Source organism: Azonexus caeni, from assembly GCF_048146105.1.
GTDB lineage: Bacteria > Pseudomonadota > Gammaproteobacteria > Burkholderiales > Rhodocyclaceae > Azonexus > Azonexus aromaticus_B.
Window position 1 is genome coordinate 79,277 of the sequence record NZ_JBKJAD010000010.1, and the last position, 16,360, is coordinate 95,636.

At 63.0% G+C, this 16,360-nt stretch carries 11 protein-coding genes and 1 tRNA gene; 8 read left to right on the forward strand and 4 right to left on the reverse strand.

Annotated elements, in window-relative coordinates:
- Positions 1 to 197: 197 nt before the first annotated feature.
- Positions 198 to 1,808: a methyl-accepting chemotaxis protein gene (locus ACLIIZ_RS11545; RefSeq protein ID WP_416692274.1), complete on the reverse strand. Its 1,611-nt coding sequence runs from the start codon at positions 1,806 to 1,808 to the stop codon at positions 198 to 200.
- A gap of 223 nt (positions 1,809 to 2,031) precedes the next feature.
- On the opposite strand from ACLIIZ_RS11545, the gene ACLIIZ_RS11550 reads away from it, so the two are divergent.
- The 8 genes from ACLIIZ_RS11550 to ACLIIZ_RS11585 all read left to right on the forward strand — a co-directional run bounded on the left by ACLIIZ_RS11550 (position 2,032) and on the right by ACLIIZ_RS11585 (position 10,827).
- Entirely contained in the window at positions 2,032 to 2,376 is a 345-nt protein-coding gene (locus ACLIIZ_RS11550) for an HdeA/HdeB family chaperone (RefSeq protein WP_416692275.1), read from the forward strand.
- 56 nt (positions 2,377 to 2,432) lie between these two features.
- Positions 2,433 to 2,615, forward strand: coding sequence for a hypothetical protein (locus ACLIIZ_RS11555; RefSeq protein WP_416692276.1), 183 nt, complete (start codon positions 2,433 to 2,435; stop codon positions 2,613 to 2,615).
- Between the two features lie 149 nt (positions 2,616 to 2,764).
- Positions 2,765 to 4,210 carry a TPM domain-containing protein gene (locus ACLIIZ_RS11560; protein ID WP_416692277.1) on the forward strand — a complete coding sequence of 482 codons (1,446 nt, stop codon included), beginning with the start codon at positions 2,765 to 2,767 and terminating at the stop codon, positions 4,208 to 4,210.
- A gap of 91 nt (positions 4,211 to 4,301) precedes the next feature.
- Positions 4,302 to 8,264, forward strand: a complete 3,963-nt coding sequence (purL, locus tag ACLIIZ_RS11565) for a phosphoribosylformylglycinamidine synthase (protein ID WP_416692278.1) — start codon at positions 4,302 to 4,304, stop codon at positions 8,262 to 8,264.
- Between the two features lie 63 nt (positions 8,265 to 8,327).
- Positions 8,328 to 8,418: transfer RNA gene (locus ACLIIZ_RS11570), tRNA-Ser, on the forward strand.
- A gap of 185 nt (positions 8,419 to 8,603) precedes the next feature.
- Positions 8,604 to 9,047 carry a VF530 family protein gene (locus tag ACLIIZ_RS11575; protein ID WP_416692280.1) on the forward strand — a complete coding sequence of 148 codons (444 nt, stop codon included), beginning with the start codon at positions 8,604 to 8,606 and terminating at the stop codon, positions 9,045 to 9,047.
- A gap of 53 nt (positions 9,048 to 9,100) precedes the next feature.
- On the forward strand, positions 9,101 to 9,691 hold the full coding sequence (locus ACLIIZ_RS11580) for an HD domain-containing protein (protein WP_416692281.1): 591 nt from the start codon (positions 9,101 to 9,103) through the stop codon (positions 9,689 to 9,691).
- A 359-nt stretch (positions 9,692 to 10,050) separates the two neighbouring features.
- Positions 10,051 to 10,827 (forward strand): bestrophin-like domain, encoded by a 777-nt coding sequence (locus ACLIIZ_RS11585; RefSeq protein WP_416692282.1) that lies wholly within the window; start codon positions 10,051 to 10,053, stop codon positions 10,825 to 10,827.
- 182 nt (positions 10,828 to 11,009) lie between these two features.
- Here the strand turns inward: ACLIIZ_RS11585 and ACLIIZ_RS11590 are convergent, their stop codons facing one another.
- Genes ACLIIZ_RS11590 through ACLIIZ_RS11600 form a run of 3 tightly spaced genes read right to left on the reverse strand, consistent with a single transcriptional unit; the run spans position 11,010 to position 16,044 of the window.
- Complete coding sequence (locus ACLIIZ_RS11590; protein WP_416692313.1) at positions 11,010 to 14,090, reverse strand: PAS domain-containing hybrid sensor histidine kinase/response regulator; 3,081 nt, start codon at positions 14,088 to 14,090, stop codon at positions 11,010 to 11,012.
- Complete coding sequence (locus ACLIIZ_RS11595) at positions 14,000 to 14,860, reverse strand: cache domain-containing protein (protein WP_416692283.1); 861 nt, start codon at positions 14,858 to 14,860, stop codon at positions 14,000 to 14,002. Before ACLIIZ_RS11595 ends, ACLIIZ_RS11590 begins: the two co-directional genes overlap by 91 nt.
- The gene (locus tag ACLIIZ_RS11600) at positions 14,857 to 16,044 is read right to left on the reverse strand and encodes a PAS domain-containing protein (protein WP_416692284.1); all 1,188 of its coding nucleotides are present in this window, start codon (positions 16,042 to 16,044) and stop codon (positions 14,857 to 14,859) included. Before ACLIIZ_RS11600 ends, ACLIIZ_RS11595 begins: the two co-directional genes overlap by 4 nt.
- Positions 16,045 to 16,360 lie beyond the last annotated feature (316 nt).

A 16,360-nucleotide genomic window follows, 5' to 3' on the forward strand; every position in this document is an offset into this window, starting at 1 on the left:
TTCCCTGATTGCCCCACTTGCGCGCAAGGCGTTGCTTTCCTGAATCCGGGCCTGGCAAGTGCGATGGGTCAAACGCATGTCGCGAGTTGTATTGTCTGCGGCCGCTGATCCGATCCGCGCCTGTCGCTGGGCCCTTCGCCTCCTGCCCATGAAAAAGGCCGGCGCAGGGCCGGCCCGGTCTGGCGTGGGAGAGTCGTTCAGACCTTGTACTGGGCGACGATCTGGCGCATCTGGTCGGCCAGTTGCAGCATCTCGTCGGAAGTGCTGGCGGTCGAGTGCGCGGCGGCGCTGTTTTCCTCGGTCATCTGGGCGATCTTCTCGACCTGCTGGGCGATGTCGGTGCTGGCCTGGCCCTGTTCTCGGATCGCGCTGGTGATGTCGCTGATCATGCCGATCGTTTCCTGCGAACCGTCGCCGATTTTCTGCATGGCGCCGTTCGCCTGCTGGGCGTAGCTGACGCCGGTCGCCACGGCGCCCTCTACGCTGTGGATGCTGGCGACCGCGGCCTGGGCGCCGGAAACCATCTGTTCGATCGTCGCCGCGATTTCCTGGGTCGATTGACCGGTCCGTTCGGCCAGCTTGCGCACTTCGTCGGCAACCACGGCAAAGCCGCGGCCTTGTTCGCCGGCGCGCGCCGCTTCGATCGCCGCGTTGAGCGCGAGCAGGTTGGTCTGGTCGGCGATTTCCTTGATCACCGAGACGATGCTGCTGATCTTGCTGCTTTGCCGTTCCAGGTCGGAGAGTTGAACAGAGGCGCCTTGCACCGTGCTGGCGATGCCGTTGATCGAGTCCACCGTCTGGTTGATGATGCCTTCGCCTTCATGGGCGAATTTACCGGCGTTGCTGGCGAGCTGGCGGGTGTCTTCGGCGCGGTCGGCAACGTGGTTGACGCTGACCGTCATTTCCTCGACCGCGGCGGCCATGCCGGAGGCTGCCTCGCTCTGGTACTGGGACGCCGAGGACATCTGGCGAGCCGCCGCCGATACCCGCTGGGCGGCGCTGTTGACGCTGTCGGCCTGGCTCGAGATCTGGCGGAAGCTGTCGCGCAGCTTGCCGAGCAAGGCGTTGAAGGCATGGCCGACCCGCGCCAGTTCGTCCTTGCCATTGACGTCGAGCTGGCGGGTGAAATCGCGTTCCTTCTCGATCTGGTCGAAGACCTCGACCAGACGGCCGAGGCCGCCGGCAACGTGGCGATAGATCAGGAAGCCGACGCCGGCAACCAGCAGGCTGATGCCGACGATGGCGACGATCAGGTTGCGCAGCGCCGCGGCGTGGATGTCGTAGGCCTCCTTGGCGTTGGCGCTGGCCAGTTCCTGGCTGTACCTGGCGTGCTCGGTGAGTGCGTTGGACAGGCCGTTGACGGTGTCCGCCGCGTTGCGGGAAATTTCCGCCGCTTCCTCGCGTTTGCCCTGCATGGCGGCATTCATGTAATTGCGGGCGAAGATCGCATACGCCTCGGCGGTTTTCACGTCACGCGCCAGCAGTTCGCGGTCGCGCTCGGTCGAGGCCAGTTTTTCGTAGTCGGCGAAGGCGGTATTCATCTCGCCGATCAGCGCGTTGAATTTTTCCACCGAGCTTTCCCGGCGGCTTGGGTCGACTTCAAGCAACACATTGAGCAGATAGGGGCGCGCACGCAGGAAGGCCACCTGGGTTTCTTCGAGTTTGAGGATGCTGGGCAGCAGAACCTCGTTGGTATGCCGGATGCCGCTGTTGATGCTTGACATCTGGTACAGGCTGAATCCGCCGAGGCCGATCAGGCCGGCAATGGACAGGGCGATCAGCAATACGACGCGAATGGCGATGCTCATGTGTTCTCCGTTGTTGAGTCGAGTGGTTTGTTGTTGTCTATTGGGGATTTTACTTATTTTTTACTTTATTGATCGATTTTTTCAAAATTACGATATGTGATATTTGTTTATTGAAATTTCAGTTTTGCTTCTCTATGGTCTATTGGTGTCGAGCGCGGATTTCCCGACATCGGCAAGCTGGTCTATGCTCTGCCTGGTGACTATCCCGATCCTGGAGAATGTGATGGGTAACAAGCTCGCGGTGGGGCTGCTGCTCGCCGCCATGGGGGCAGTGCCAGCGGTGGCGGCCGATTTGAAAATTCTCGCCTTCGACGACAATTCCTGCGCTGCCTGGAAGCTGGCGGCCGACGATCCCGACCGGCGTGCCGCGCAGGTCGCCTGGGCGCGCGGTTTCCTCAGCGGTCACAACTACGCCAACCAGAAGCAGCAGGTCACCGACGTTTCGGCCGGTACCGTCGAGCGCAACATCGAGCAGTACTGCCGCAAGAATCCGCAAGGACTGTTCATCGACGCCGCCTACCGGATGAGCGACAGCATGTCCGGGCGCAACGCGCCGATCCGCAAGTAGTCAGCAATTCCCGGTCTGCGGTTAGAATATGCCAATTGACATAACCGGGGATTGCAATGGAATATCAGGTGCAGGACGAGTCCGAACATTACGCGATGGTGACCCTGCGGGCGAAGGCGATGAGCCTGTTCTTCGCCGAGAAGCTGGAAGCGGTCGGTCTTGAATACCGGGACAGCCAGCGCAACAACGACGGCACGGTTTCCGTACTGTGCCGCAAGACCGAAAAATACAAGGACTGAACGGTGGTCGGTGGCGCCCGCCGGCCAGTTTTCTGACCCGCTCGGCGCCGATTGCGCCTTGCCGCTGTCCTTGCCCTGCCGTCCCTTGCGCGCGGGTGGTTTCCGGCAACCCGGGCGGGGGGGCGCAACGGTTTTTCCGGTGTCTCGCAATGCGCCTCCTGCTCCTCCTGTTCTGCCTGATTGCGCTGCCCGGCTGGGCCGCGTCCTACACGCCGCAGACCGTGCCCAATCCAAGGCTGGTCAACGGCAGCCATGTTGCCGATCCCGACCAGATCATCGGCGCCGAAAACCTGGCGCGCATCGATGCCCTGTTGCGCCAGCTGGAGCAGCGCAACGGCGTGCAGGTGGCGGTGGTGGCGCTCGATTCGATCGGTAGCGCCGAAGTTTTCGATTTCGCCCAGCAATTGTTCGAGACCTGGGGCATCGGCCACGCCGGGCGTGACGATGGGCTGCTCGTGCTGCTGGTGCGCGACCAGCGGGCGATCCGCCTCCATACCGGTTACGGACTCGAAGGCGCGTTGCCGGACGTGGTCTGCAAGCGCATCCAGCGCGAATTCATGGTGCCCGCCTTCCAGCGTGGCGATTTCGGCGGCGGTCTGCTCGCTGGTATCGTCGAGGTCGAACGCATCCTGGCCGATCCGGCGCAGGTCCAGGCCCTGGCGGAACTTCCGCAACCGGCCGAGGCGACGCCCTGGGAGGTGTTTCGTATCGCTGCCTCGGCATTGGGCGGTGTGGCGCTGGTGCTGGCCTTCGGCTTCAAGTCGGCCAACGGCTACTTTTCCGGCGATATTGCCGAGGAAAGCCCCCACGCTGTCCTGCGCTGGTCGCGGCAAGCCTGGCTGGCTGGCTTCGCGCTCGGCCCGGCAGCGATCATCGTCGTCTGCAACCTGTTGCCGCTGGCCTCGCCGCTGCTCGTCTGCGGCGCCGCGCTGTACGGGTATTTCGCGCTGCTGGCGGCGTTCCAGGCGTGGCGGCAGCAGGTGGTGCTGCGCCAGCTGGCGGCCCGGGGCGAGTATTTCGCCGCCGGCAGCCTGGTTTCCCGCGAGCAAGCCTTCTGGGGCTGGATGGCCGTCCTCTTTCCGTTGCCTTTCCTGTTCCACTATTTCTTCCAGCGGCAGCGCCGGACGCATTACCGCAATCATCCACGCGCCTGTCCGAAGTGCCGGGCGGCGATGCGCAAGCTCGACGAGGCGGCGGAGGACGAATTTCTCTCGCGCGCCCAGCAGATGGAGGAGACGCTGCGCTCGGCCGACCACGACGTCTGGCTGTGCTCGGCCTGCGGGGCGACGGCGACCTCGGCCTATCCGGGGAGCGAGTCGAAGTACGAGAAATGTCCGTCGTGCAAATGTCTGGCCTACACGCTCGAATCCGACACCGTGCTGGAGAAGGCGAGCTACGAAAGCCAGGGGCGGGGCGAGATGGTCCATGTCTGCAAGTTCTGCGGCAAGCGCAAGACGAGTTCCTACCGCATCCCCAGGCTTGTGCGGGAGAGTGTGGCGGCGGCGGGCAGCGTTGCGTCGTCGTCTTCGTCGTCCGGCGGCAGCAGTTGGGGCGGTGGCAATTCAGGGGGCGGCGGCGCCAGCAGCAACTGGTGAGCTCGCGACGCGGCTGGCGGCAAGGGGCGGCGCGGGGCCGTGACGGCGTCGGGTATAATGCCCGCCTTTCCGCCACCGCCGAATTCACCTCATGGCCGACATTCTTTGCCTCAAGGGCGACGCCGCCTTTTCCGCCTTCCGCCTGCAACGCCTGCTCGCCCGCCTGAATGCGGCGGTGAGTGACATCGAGGCGGTTTCTGCCGACTACTGGCACGTGATTGCACAAAAGCGCGCGCTGTCCGCCGACGAGCGCGCCAAGCTGGCCAAGCTATTGGAAGAAGTGCCGGCCGGTGAAGATAAAGGCGAACTGTTCCTGGTGGCGCCGCGCATCGGCACCATTTCGCCGTGGTCATCCAAGGCCACCGACATCGCCTTCAACTGTGACCTGGAACCGGCGATCGAGCGCATCGAGCGCGTCGTCGCCTTCCACGTGGTTTTGCGGCAAAACCGGGCGTTGACCGCTGGCGAGAAGAAGATCGTCGCCGGCCTGCTGCACGACCGCATGACGGAATCGGTGCTCGCCGGTTTTGCCGAAGCCGGCGAACTGTTCCGCCATTTCGAGCCGAAGCCGCTCAACACTGTCGACGTGCTGGCTGGCGGCAAGGCCGCGCTGGTCGAAGCCAACGGCACGCTGGGCCTGGCGCTCTCCGACGACGAAGTCGACTATCTGCTCGATATCTTCAGCAAGGCCGGCCGCAACCCGACCGACGTCGAGCTGATGATGTTCGCTCAGGCCAATTCCGAACACTGCCGCCACAAGATCTTCAACGCCTCCTGGGTGATCGACGGGCAGAAGAAGGACAAGACGCTGTTCGGCATGATCCGCGAGACGCATGCCGCCGCGCCGCAAGGCACGATCATGGCCTACGCCGACAACGCGTCGATCATTGAGGGCGCGACCATCCCGCGTTTCTACCCGGATGCCGACCGCGGCTATTCCTACAAGGAAGAGCTGACCCACATCCTGACCAAGGTCGAGACGCACAACCACCCGACCGCCATTTCGCCCTTCCCCGGTGCATCCACCGGCTCCGGCGGTGAAATCCGCGACGAAGGCGCCACCGGCAAGGGTTCCAAGCCGAAGGCCGGCCTCTGTGGTTTCTCGGTCTCCAACCTGAACCTGCCGGATGCGCCGCAGCCCTGGGAAAAGGCCTACGGCCGCCCGTCGCGCATCGCCTCAGCGCTGGACATCATGCTCGAAGGCCCGATTGGCGCGGCCGCCTTCAACAACGAATTCGGCCGTCCAAACCTGACCGGCTATTTCCGCACCTATGAGCAGGACGTGGCCGGTACCGTGCGCGGCTATCACAAGCCGATCATGATCGCCGGCGGCCTTGGTTCGATCCAGGCCGAGCAATCGTTCAAGGAAGAAACCTTCCCGGTCGGTACGCTGTTCGTGCAACTGGGCGGCCCCGGCATGCTGATCGGCCTGGGCGGCGGTGCCGCCTCGTCGATGACCGCCGGTGTCAATGCCGAAGACCTCGACTTTGCCTCGGTGCAGCGCGGCAACCCGGAAATCCAGCGGCGTGCCCAGGAAGTCATCGACCGTTGCTGGCAACTGGGAAGCCCGAAAGGCGACGGGCAAACCCCGGGCGACGGCAACCCGATTCTTTCCGTGCATGACGTCGGTGCCGGCGGCGTATCCAACGCCCTGCCGGAACTCGCTCACTCGGGCGGCGTCGGCGCCAAGTTCGACCTGCGCAAGGTGCCGACCCTGGAACCGGGCATGTCGCCGGCTGAAATCTGGTCCAACGAATCGCAGGAACGCTACGTGCTGGCCATTCCGCCGAACCGTATCGGCGAATTCCAGGCCATGTGCGAGCGCGAGCGCTGCCCGTTCGCCGTGGTCGGCGAAGCGACCGGCGACGGCCACCTGACCGTGACCGACGCCCATTTCGGTGTCAATCCGGTCGATATGGAAATGGAAGCGCTGCTCGGCAAGCCGCCGCGGATGACGCGCGATGTCACGTCGCAGCCGTCGACCTTCGTGCCGTTCGACGCGGTTTCCATCGAACTCAAGGACGCCGCCTACCGCCTGATGCGTCTGCCGACCATCGCCGACAAGACCTTCCTGATCTCGATCGGCGACCGCTCGGTCGGCGGCATGACCGCGCGCGACCAGATGGTCGGCCCCTGGCAGGTGCCGGTGGCCGACGTCGCCGTGACGACGATGGGCTACCAGGGCTACCTCGGCGAAGCCTTCGCCATGGGCGAGCGCACGCCGATTGCCGTGCTCGATGCGCCGGCCTCCGGCCGCATGGCCATCGGCGAGGCGCTAACCAATCTGGCCGCCGCCGACGTCGGCAGCCTGGACAAGGTCAAGCTGTCGGCCAACTGGATGGCGCCGTGCGGCGTGCCGGGTGAGGACGCCCGCCTGTACGCGACGGTCGAAGGCATTGCCGAGCTGTGCAAGCAGATCGGCGTGTCGATCCCGGTCGGCAAGGATTCGCTGTCGATGCGCACCGCCTGGGACGAGGGCGGCGTCAAGAAGCAGGTGGTGTCGCCGCTGTCGCTGATCGTCACCTCGTTTGCTGCGGTCGACGACGTGCGCAAGACGAAAACCCCGCTGCTCGCCACCGAGCAAGGTGAAACCGAACTGCTGCTGCTCGACCTCGGCAAGAACCGCCTCGGCGGCTCCTGTCTGGCGCAGGTCTATGACGCCACCGGCGACGATGCGCCGGACGTCGATGAACCGGCCAAGCTCAAGGGCCTGTTCGACGCCGTGCAGAAACTCAATCGCGACGGCCTGCTGCTCGCCTACCACGACCGTTCCGACGGCGGCCTGTTCGTCGCCGCTTGCGAAATGGCCTTCGCCAGCCGCCGCGGCGTCTCGCTCGACCTCGACGGCGTCTGCTTCGACGCTGCCGCACTCGATGTCGATGGCGCCGAGAAGCGTCCGGACCTGATGGCCGGCCGCGATTTCGAGAACATCGTCCGCGCCCTGTTCAACGAGGAACTCGGCGCGCTGATCCAGATCCGCCGGGCCGACCGCGAGAAGGTCACGCCGATCCTGCGCGCCTGTGGCGTGCCTTACCACTTCGTCGGTCACCTCAACGAGTGGGACGAAATCCGCGTCACCCGCAACGCCAAGCGCGTGCTGCGCGAGAAGCGCGTGGACCTGCAACGCGCCTGGTCGGAAACCAGCTTCCGCATGCAGGCGATGCGCGACAACCCGGACTGCGCGCAGCAGGAATTCGACCGCATCCTCGACGTTGCCGATCCCGGTCTGACGCCGAAGGTGACTTTCGATGCGCAGGAAGATTTCACCAAGGTCTATCTGGACATCAGCGGCCGCCCGCGCGTCGCCATCCTGCGCGAGCAGGGCGTCAACAGCCATTACGAGATGGCCGCCGCCTTCGACCGCGCCGGCTTCCAGTCGGTCGACGTGCATATGAGCGACATCCTCGCCGGCCGCGTCACGCTGAAGGACTTCAAGGGCCTCGTCGCCTGCGGTGGCTTCTCCTACGGCGATGTGCTCGGCGCCGGTCAGGGCTGGGCCAAGACCATCCTGATGCACGACGGCTGCCGCGACGAATTCGCCGCCTTCTTCAAGCGCAAGGACACCTTCGCTTTGGGCGTCTGCAACGGCTGCCAGATGATGAGCGCGCTCAAGTCCATCATCCCGGGTGCCGAACACTGGCCTGCCTTCCGCCGCAACCAGGTCGAGCAGTTCGAAGCGCGCTTCGTGATGACCGAGGTGCTGGATTCGCCGTCGATCTTCTTCGCCGGCATGGAAGGTTCGCAGATCCCCATCGTCGTCTCGCACGGCGAAGGCCGCGCCGTCTTCGACAACGCCGACGATCAGGGCAAGTGCCTGTCCGCCGTGCGCTATGTCGACAACAAGGGCGAGCCGACCGAAGTCTATCCGTACAACCCGAACGGTTCGCCGAACGGTCTGACCGCGGTGACCACCGCCGACGGCCGGTTCACGATCATGATGCCGCACCCGGAGCGCGTTTTCCGCAGCGTGCAGATGTCCTGGCACCCGGAAAACTGGGGAGAGGACAGCCCGTGGATGCGGATGTTCCGCAACGCCCGCCGCTGGGTGGGTTGATCCCGGAAATTTCGGCAAATCGGTTTGACCGGCGCCGCGCTTCTGCTACAATGCGCGGCTTCCGGAGAGGTGGATGAGCGGTTTAAGTCGCACGCCTGGAAAGCGTGTGTGGGTTAATAGCCCACCGCGGGTTCGAATCCCGCCCTCTCCGCCAATAATTCTGCAGCAAGCAATTCAAGCCCTTGGACACCAAGGGCTTTTTGTTTTGCGGTTGAGCAAGGCAAGCTGTTGGTCAGAGGCTGCGCGCCGCGCTACTGTAGCAAGCTTGTTTCCCCATGAAAACGCCATCCCCGCTGATCCAGGCCCATGACTGCTGACATCGATTACAAGAACAACCCCTTGCATGGCGTCAGCCTGAAGCAACTGCTGACGGAAATCGTCGATCACTACGGCTTCGAGATCCTGTACGCCTACTTGAACATCAACTGCTTCAATACCAAGCCGAGCATCGATTCCAGCGTCAAGTTCCTCAAGAAGACGGACTGGGCCCGGGAAAAGGTCGAGGCCTTCTACCTGTATCAATTCAAGGGCCTGCCGCGCGCCTCTGCCGAGCAGTTTGAACTGCCGCCGCGGGATCGCATCGTGCCGCCGGATCAGCTGCCCGGTCTGCCTGCCGAATTGAGCCTGGAGGATGCCGAGCGCTTGCGGGAAAAGCGCGCCCGGAAGGCCGCGGCGCACGACCGGGATGCCGGCCAGCGCAACGGCCCGAGACAGCGGCCGGCGAATCGCTCGGACGCGTCCGGGAAGGACGCTTCGGACCCCTGGGCGAAGTGGAGAAAATAGGCCGGGTTGGCTGGTTTTTCCTGCAAGATTTTTAGCGAGATGGCGGCAAGGTGATGACTTCCGATCTGGAACGGCAGCTGGATTTCCTCAGGGAAATCGATCGGCTCAAGAGCATCGTGCGACTGTCGCCGTTGATCGACCGCTCGCGCCGCGAAAACAGCGCCGAGCATTCGTGGCATCTCGCCCTGTACGCGCTGGTGCTCGCCGAACACGCCGCCGGCAACGTCGATGTGCTGCGCGTCGTCAAGATGCTGCTGATCCACGACATCGTCGAGATCGATGCCGGTGACGTGCCTTTCCACCTGCCGGCGACGCATGTCGGTCAGGCCGAGCGCGAACGTCTGGCCGCCGAGCGTATCTTCGGTCTGCTGCCGGAACCCCAGGCAAGCGAGTTTCACGACTTGTGGCGGGAGTTCGAGGTGGCGGAGAGCGACGACGCCAGATTCGCCAAGGCCCTGGATCGTTTCCAGCCGATGCTGCACAACGCGGCGACCGATGGCGGCACCTGGGTGGAATGCGGGGTGACGCTAGAACAGATCACGACGCGCTGTCGTCCGCCGATCGAGGGTGGGGCGCCTGCGCTGTGGGAGGCCGCCGCCCGGATGGCCGGGGAACACTATCGCAATCGTCCGGACGAGGCTTGAGTTGGCTGCCGGGGCGAGTGGAGATCGTTTCGCCGACGAGGCCGCCTGCGTTCAGGCGCCGCTGCAGGTAATCCGGATGCGTCGCCAGGCCGCCTGATTGCCCGGAAAATGAGCGGCGCCGTGTTTTTCTTTCAAGTCAGTGGCTTGGCTCATTTCTCCCGATCTTATCCACAGACTTGCCAAGGCTTTCTGGGGATTGTGCAACAGTCCGGAAGTCGGCCTTCATGAAGCTCATGTCCATTCGATCAAGCAACTGTCCGGTGTTCCGGCGGCTTGCCGGTCGGGGCTTTCCTGCAGCGACCTTGCGCCGGGCCTGTTAGAGTTATGGCGCATCAGGGCAAATCGGGCGCTTATCCAGCATGGCTTTTTCGCAGCTTTATCTCTACGACCACTATGGCTATGCCTTTCTCGCGGTGGTCGGCACCTTCGCAATGGTGTGGGGCATTTACTGGCTGATGGCGTCTTCGCGATGTGCCACCCGGATTCGTGGCCTGCACGGCGTCGCACCACCGTTCATCAACATCATTGGGGTTTTGTTTGGCCTGACCCTGGCCTTTCTGGCCAACGACACCTGGAATGCGCATGATCGGGCAACGACTGCCGTGTACCGTGAAGCGGACAGCTTGCGCAGTATTTTGACGATGGCGAGAAATATCGATTTGCCGATCATGCAGCAGTTGAACCGGCAACTGATCGATTACGGCGAGGCTATCGTCGCCGAGTGGCCACAACTGGCGCAGCGCGGTGTCAGCAGTGATGCTGCGGCGCAAGCTGATGCACTGCTCGTCCTGTTGATCAGGCCCGAAATTGCCCAGGCGGCAGGCGGCAATGGGCAAATGCTGATGCTGCAAAAGGCTGCCGATTTGCGTAACGACCGCGACTTGCGGATCAGCCTCAGCCAGACCCATATCAATCCGCTCAAATGGCTGGGCATGGCTTTCCTCGGTTTGCTGACGCTGCTCTCCGTGGCTGTCGTGCATGCCGAAAATGCCAAGGCAGCGCTCGTGGCAACCCTGCTTTTTGCCCTGGCAGCAGCGCCCACGGCAGCGATCGTTCTGGTACAGGGCAACCCCTTTCAGGAACCCTCGATCGTTTCGCCGGCACCCATACGCCACGCCATCGGCGAGGGGCGTTAGTCGTTCATCACCAACGCCTCGGTGTCGATTGAACAGGGCGCTTTTGGCGATCCGTTCCTTGCCGAAAATGTCAGTTCAGCTCGCTTGATCCGGCGGGTAGCGGGAGGCGTATTGCCTGGGCGAGGAGGGGGAGTGTTGGACCGGGATTTGTACCCGGCAATTGCTTCGTTGCGGGATCGCTCTTAGGAGATATGGCTGCGAACGGTGCTGTTGATCAGCAGGCTGAGTCGCTGCAGCTTTGCATCGACCGCGTCACAGAGGATTTCCAGGTCGCTCCCGGCGGTCCTTTCGCCATCGTGCAGGCAGTTTTCAAGATCCCCGGCTGCATCTGCAAGTCCGCTGGCGCCGAGTTGGGCTGCCACGCCCTTGAGCGTGTGGGCGACGCGCAACGCCGTTGTGCGATCTCCGGCGAGCAGCGCCGTCTGCACGCGTTCCGGGTCGCTGCCATGACTGTCGACCATTTCCCGCAGCAGGCTCAGGTAACGGTCGCGCTTGCCGAGCAGCATCCGGATGCCTTCGGTGACATCCATGCCCGGTTCCGTGCTGAGCCGCGCGTACAGTGCTTCGTCATCCATGCCGGCCGCCAGGGCGTCGCCAGCGCCGCCATTTTTGCCCGGCACGGCCTGTGGCGTAACGGCCGGCAACCATTTCAGCAGGGTTGCGTAGAGTGCATCCGGATCGACTGGCTTGGCCACGAAATCGTTCATGCCCGCTTCGTTGCAAGCCTGGCGGTCCTCGGTGAAGGCATTCGCTGTCATGGCTAGAATCGGCAGCTCATCGCGTCCGCGTCCCGGTAGGGCGCGGATGGCTCGCGTCGCTTCCAGCCCGTCCATTTCCGGCATCTGCATGTCCATGAGGATCAAGGCGTAATCACTGATGCGCGCCATGTCGAGTGCGTGAAGACCGTCGGGGGCGGTATCCACGACAAGTCCCACACTGCGCAGCAGTTCCAGCGCTACCTCGCGGTTGATCGGATTGTCTTCCGCAAGCAGGAGTCGGGTTCCCTCATGGCGGCGGCGCAATTCTTCCTCACAACTCGTGCCGAAGGCCGACTGGGGTGTCTGCGTCACCGGTTGGCCGGCATCGAGCCAGGCGGTGAACCAGAAAGTGCTGCCCCGTTCCGGCGCGCTTTCGACACCGGCGTCACCGCCCATCAGACGGGCAAAGCGCCGGGTGATGGCGAGGCCGAGACCGGTTCCGCCGAATTTGCGCGTGGTCGAGGCGTCGGCTTGTTCGAAAGCCTGGAACAAGCGTGGCAGGGCCTCCGGGGCGATGCCGATCCCCGTATCCTGTACCTCGAAACGTACGAGGTAGCGGCCATCGCGTTGATCCAGCAGGCTGGCACGCAAGGCGATGCTGCCTGCGGTGGTGAATTTCAGCGCATTGCCGGCATAGTTGAGCATGCCCTGGCGCAGGCGGGTGGAATCACCGCGCAGCCAGGCGGGCACGCCGTCGAGATGCATCGTCACGGCCAGCGCCTTGGCCCGGGCTTGCTCACCGATCAGCGAGCTGACCTCGTCGAGCAGGCCGGCGACCGAAAAATCCCGCATTTCAAGAACAATTTTGCCCGCTTCGATCTTCGACAGGTCGAGTATGTCGTTGATGATCGCCAGCAAGTGCTTTGCCGCACCGTCAATCTTGCCCAGCCAGTCGATATGGTGAGTCGTCGTGGCCTCCTGTCGCAACAGATGGGTCAGCCCGATGATCGCATTCATCGGCGTCCGTATCTCATGGCTCATGTTGGCGAGAAACTCCGATTTCGACTGGTTGGCTGCCACGGCCTGCGCACGTGCCTCTTCCAGCTCCTTGGTGCGCTCTGCCACCAGTTGTTCGAGGTGATGGCGGTGGGCGTCGAGTTCCTGGCCGAGGCGTTTCCTCTCGGTGATGTCATCCTTGATCGCCACATAGTGGCTGATCTGGCCATCGGGCTGCCGAATCGGGGTCATGATGGCGAATTCCGTGTATTCGCTGCCGTCCTTGCGCCGGTTCAAAAACTCGCCCTTCCAGGTCTGCCCGGTTTGCAAGGTCGCCCACAAGGACTGGAAAGTCTCCACCGGCGTCTTGCCCGACTGCAGGATGCGCGGATTCTTGCCGATGACTTCCTCGCGGGTGTAGCCGGTCTGCCGCAGGAATGCTTCGTTGACATACTCGATACGCGTTCGCACATCGGTAATGACAATGCTCTCCGGACTCTGCTCGACGGCCATCGACAGTTTGCGTACTGCGTCGGCCGCTTCTTCGGCCCGGTGCTGCGCCGCCTGCGCATCGTTCATCAGGTTGAGCGCCGCCAGGCGCGCCGCTTTCTGCTCTTCCAATGCCGAGCCCAATGCCTCCTGCGCATGGCGTCGGGCGGTGATGTCCTCGGCAAAGATCACGATGCCTCCGATGCCCCCGTCGGCAGCACGCCAGGGGCGAACTTCCCAGCGGGTCCAGATTGCAATGCCGTCGCTGCGCATGAAGGGATCGCCGTCCGACCCAAGCACCTCGCCGGCCAGCCCGCGCCGATGAGCCTCCTTCCATTCTTCCTTCAGGTTCGGGAAGATCTCGTAATGCGACTGGCCGATCACGTCCTGGCCGGCCTTGTCGAAAAATGTCAGCCAGGACTGGCTGACGGCCAGATAGTGCATTCCACGGTCGAACAACGCCATCGCAAGAGGCGCATGGTCGACGAGCAGGCGTAGCCGAGCCTCGCTCTCACGCAAGGCGTCGACAGCCTTCTTTTGTTCGGTGATGTCGAAGAAGGTGGTGAGGAATCCGTCGGACAATGCAATGCCCGAAACCAGCATGTTGCGTGTGCTGCCGTCCTTGCAGTTGATGCGATAGGCTTGTGGTTCGATATCCGCACCGGTTTTGCTGGCGTGGTCGACGGCAGCACACCAGTGGGAGCGGGCGCTGGCGCGATAGTCCGGGTCGGGATAGGCGAGCTGCCACCAGGCCTCGATGTTCGGAACTTCGTCCCGGGTGTACCCGAAGACCTGCCCGAAGCGCTTGTTCTGGGCGAGAATCCGCCCGTCGTGGGCAACGTAGCCCAGCGGTAGTGGTGCAAGATCGAACAGCAGACGAAAGCGCGCTTCGCTTTCGCGCCGTTCATGATCGGCCTGATTCAGCTGGGTACGCGCGCTGGCAATTTCGGCGATCTGCAGTGCAGGTAGCGGACTCCCGGGCGGTGCGTTCAGCGCCGCAATTTGCTGCCCGATACGGCGGCCGGCCCAGGCGCCACCCAGGACGCCAAGCAGGGTGGCGATGAGAATGGCGATTGCGATCTCGAGGGCCGTTCTGGTGTAAGCAGCCCAATGGATGCTGCGCGGGATTTCCAGTACCACGGTCCACGGGGGGATTCCGACCGGACGACGAAACGATGGTCCTCCGCCACATCGCGCGCACTGTCGAACCCGGCTGGGGAGCGTCGCGCGATATCGGCGCCTGTACTGTCCTGCAAGGTGACCGACCAACCGGTCGGCAAGGCCAGTTGGTCGATGCGTTTTTGAAACTGCGTGGTATCGAGGGTGCTGAGCACGAGCTGCGTCGGCTTGCCACCGCGCAAGACAGGAACGGCGATCGCCACCAGCGGTAGATTGGCGACTGGCCCAAGCACGATGTCGCCGACCTGGGGGCGGCCCGTGTCGAGTGCGAGTTGTGCTGCGCTACGTCCCTTGGCAAGGGGCAATTTGGGCAATTTCGAGCCGAAGGCAACGCGTGTATTGAACAACATTTGCCGTTCGTGATCGGCGAAAATCACGTGGGTGCCGAAAGTTTCGTTGAAACTTCTCGCCTCGGCGTAGAGCTCAGGCCAACGTGCCGGATCGTCAATCAGCGGAGAAATGGCCAGCATGTTGAGCGCCTTGATCTGTGCGTCAAGGAAGCGCTGGTTGGACCAGGCAATATTGTGCGCGAGGTTGGCGCCTTCGCGCAGGTGCTTTGCTTCGAGATCCTTCAGATGGTGCCAGGCCAGCACGATGGACAGCAGCAACAGTGGTGCCAGGCAGAGCCAGATCAACCTGGTCAGGAAGGTGGAGAACGGCTTCGTCTTCATGGCTCGGCCTTCCGTTCGAACGCTTCAGTAAAGGACAGGTCGTAGGGGGGCGCGCGCCCCAGTTCCTTGTTCAGTGCGTTGATCGTTTCCTTCATGCGGATCATGTCGAGTTCGCGGCCAATGGTGGCGCGGTTGAACTGCTCCAGTTCGGCAAGGCGAAGATTCAGCTCCTGTTCGACCCGCTTGCGCTCGGTGATGTCGAGCGAGATGCGGCAGACGTACTCGGCCCGGCCACGGTCATCCAGAACAGGAAAGATGTGTGACATGTAGATGCGCGGAACGCCATCTACCGGTACGACTTCCTCAATGGATTGCCGGCTCATGGTCGCCAAGACCTGCCGGTCGTTGGCCTGGAATACGCGTGCGAATTCTTCGGGATAGAGATCGAAGTCGGTCTTGCCGACGATCTCGGCTTCGCTCATGTGGTGGATACGCTGCAGATTGGGGTTGGCCAAGGCGTAGCGGCCGTCGAGGTGCTTGAGCGACAGCGCCGAGGGCGAATGGCCGATGATGGCTTCCAGTCGATGATCGCGCTCGTGCAGCGCAATCTCTGCCATTTTGCGCGCGGTGATGTCACGCGAGATGCCGAATATGCCGAAGACCTTTCCGTTGGTGTCGCGGATCGGCCCTTTGGTGGCGAGGAAGACTTTCGTTCCGTCGGCGGTGTGCAGTGTTTCCTCGTTGGTTTCGGTCTTGCCGGTGGCGATTACCCGGCGGCCGATCGCCATCAGCATCTGCGCCTGATCTGGCGGGAAGAGAGCACGGTCGTCGTGGCCTAGGATGTCGTTGGCGGATTTGCCGACGAAGCGGGCAGCTGCCTGGTTGAATAGCAGGTAGTGTCCTTCGATATCCTTGATGAAAATCGCGTCATCGGTGTTGTCGGCGAGTGCGGAAAGCATTGCTGGAACGCGCTGCAACTCGTGCGCCATGGCAAGTTCGCGCCTGTGGGCTGCGGCGATCTGGTCAATGAGTCGCCGCACCAGTACATAGAGCAGCAGGGAAGTGACCGCAACGAAGAACCAGCCCTTGGCCATGCTGGCTTGCACCAGGGTTTCGGGATTGTCGAGCAATAGGCCCATCGCCCGGTCGGAAAGCAGGATCCACAGGCCGGCGAAAATGGCATAGGCCAGCACAATGCGCAAGGTGCCACGCTGGGTAATGTTGCCAGCTTCGATTTCGGCCATGGTCGTGGTTCGCGGTTGGTGATCCGATCTTGGAAGCGGATGGAAAATCGAGCCGTGCCTCTTGCATCAGGGAACGGGGTTGCGCTACTCAGGCTGATTGGAATAGTGCCATGTAGAACAGTTTTGTAGTGCTTTGTTGCATGGTAGCGAGGCTTGGCCTTTTTGCCGAGTTGAAGCGTAAGCCCTGGCAGCCCCCGCCATCGATCGTCGTGTTCCCTTCAAGGCGGTGGAGGGTGAAGCCTGTGGCGGTCCCGGCGTCCCGGTTGTTGATCCGCTGCCATCTATCGGCAACGACGGCAATGGCCGCCTGGGGGCG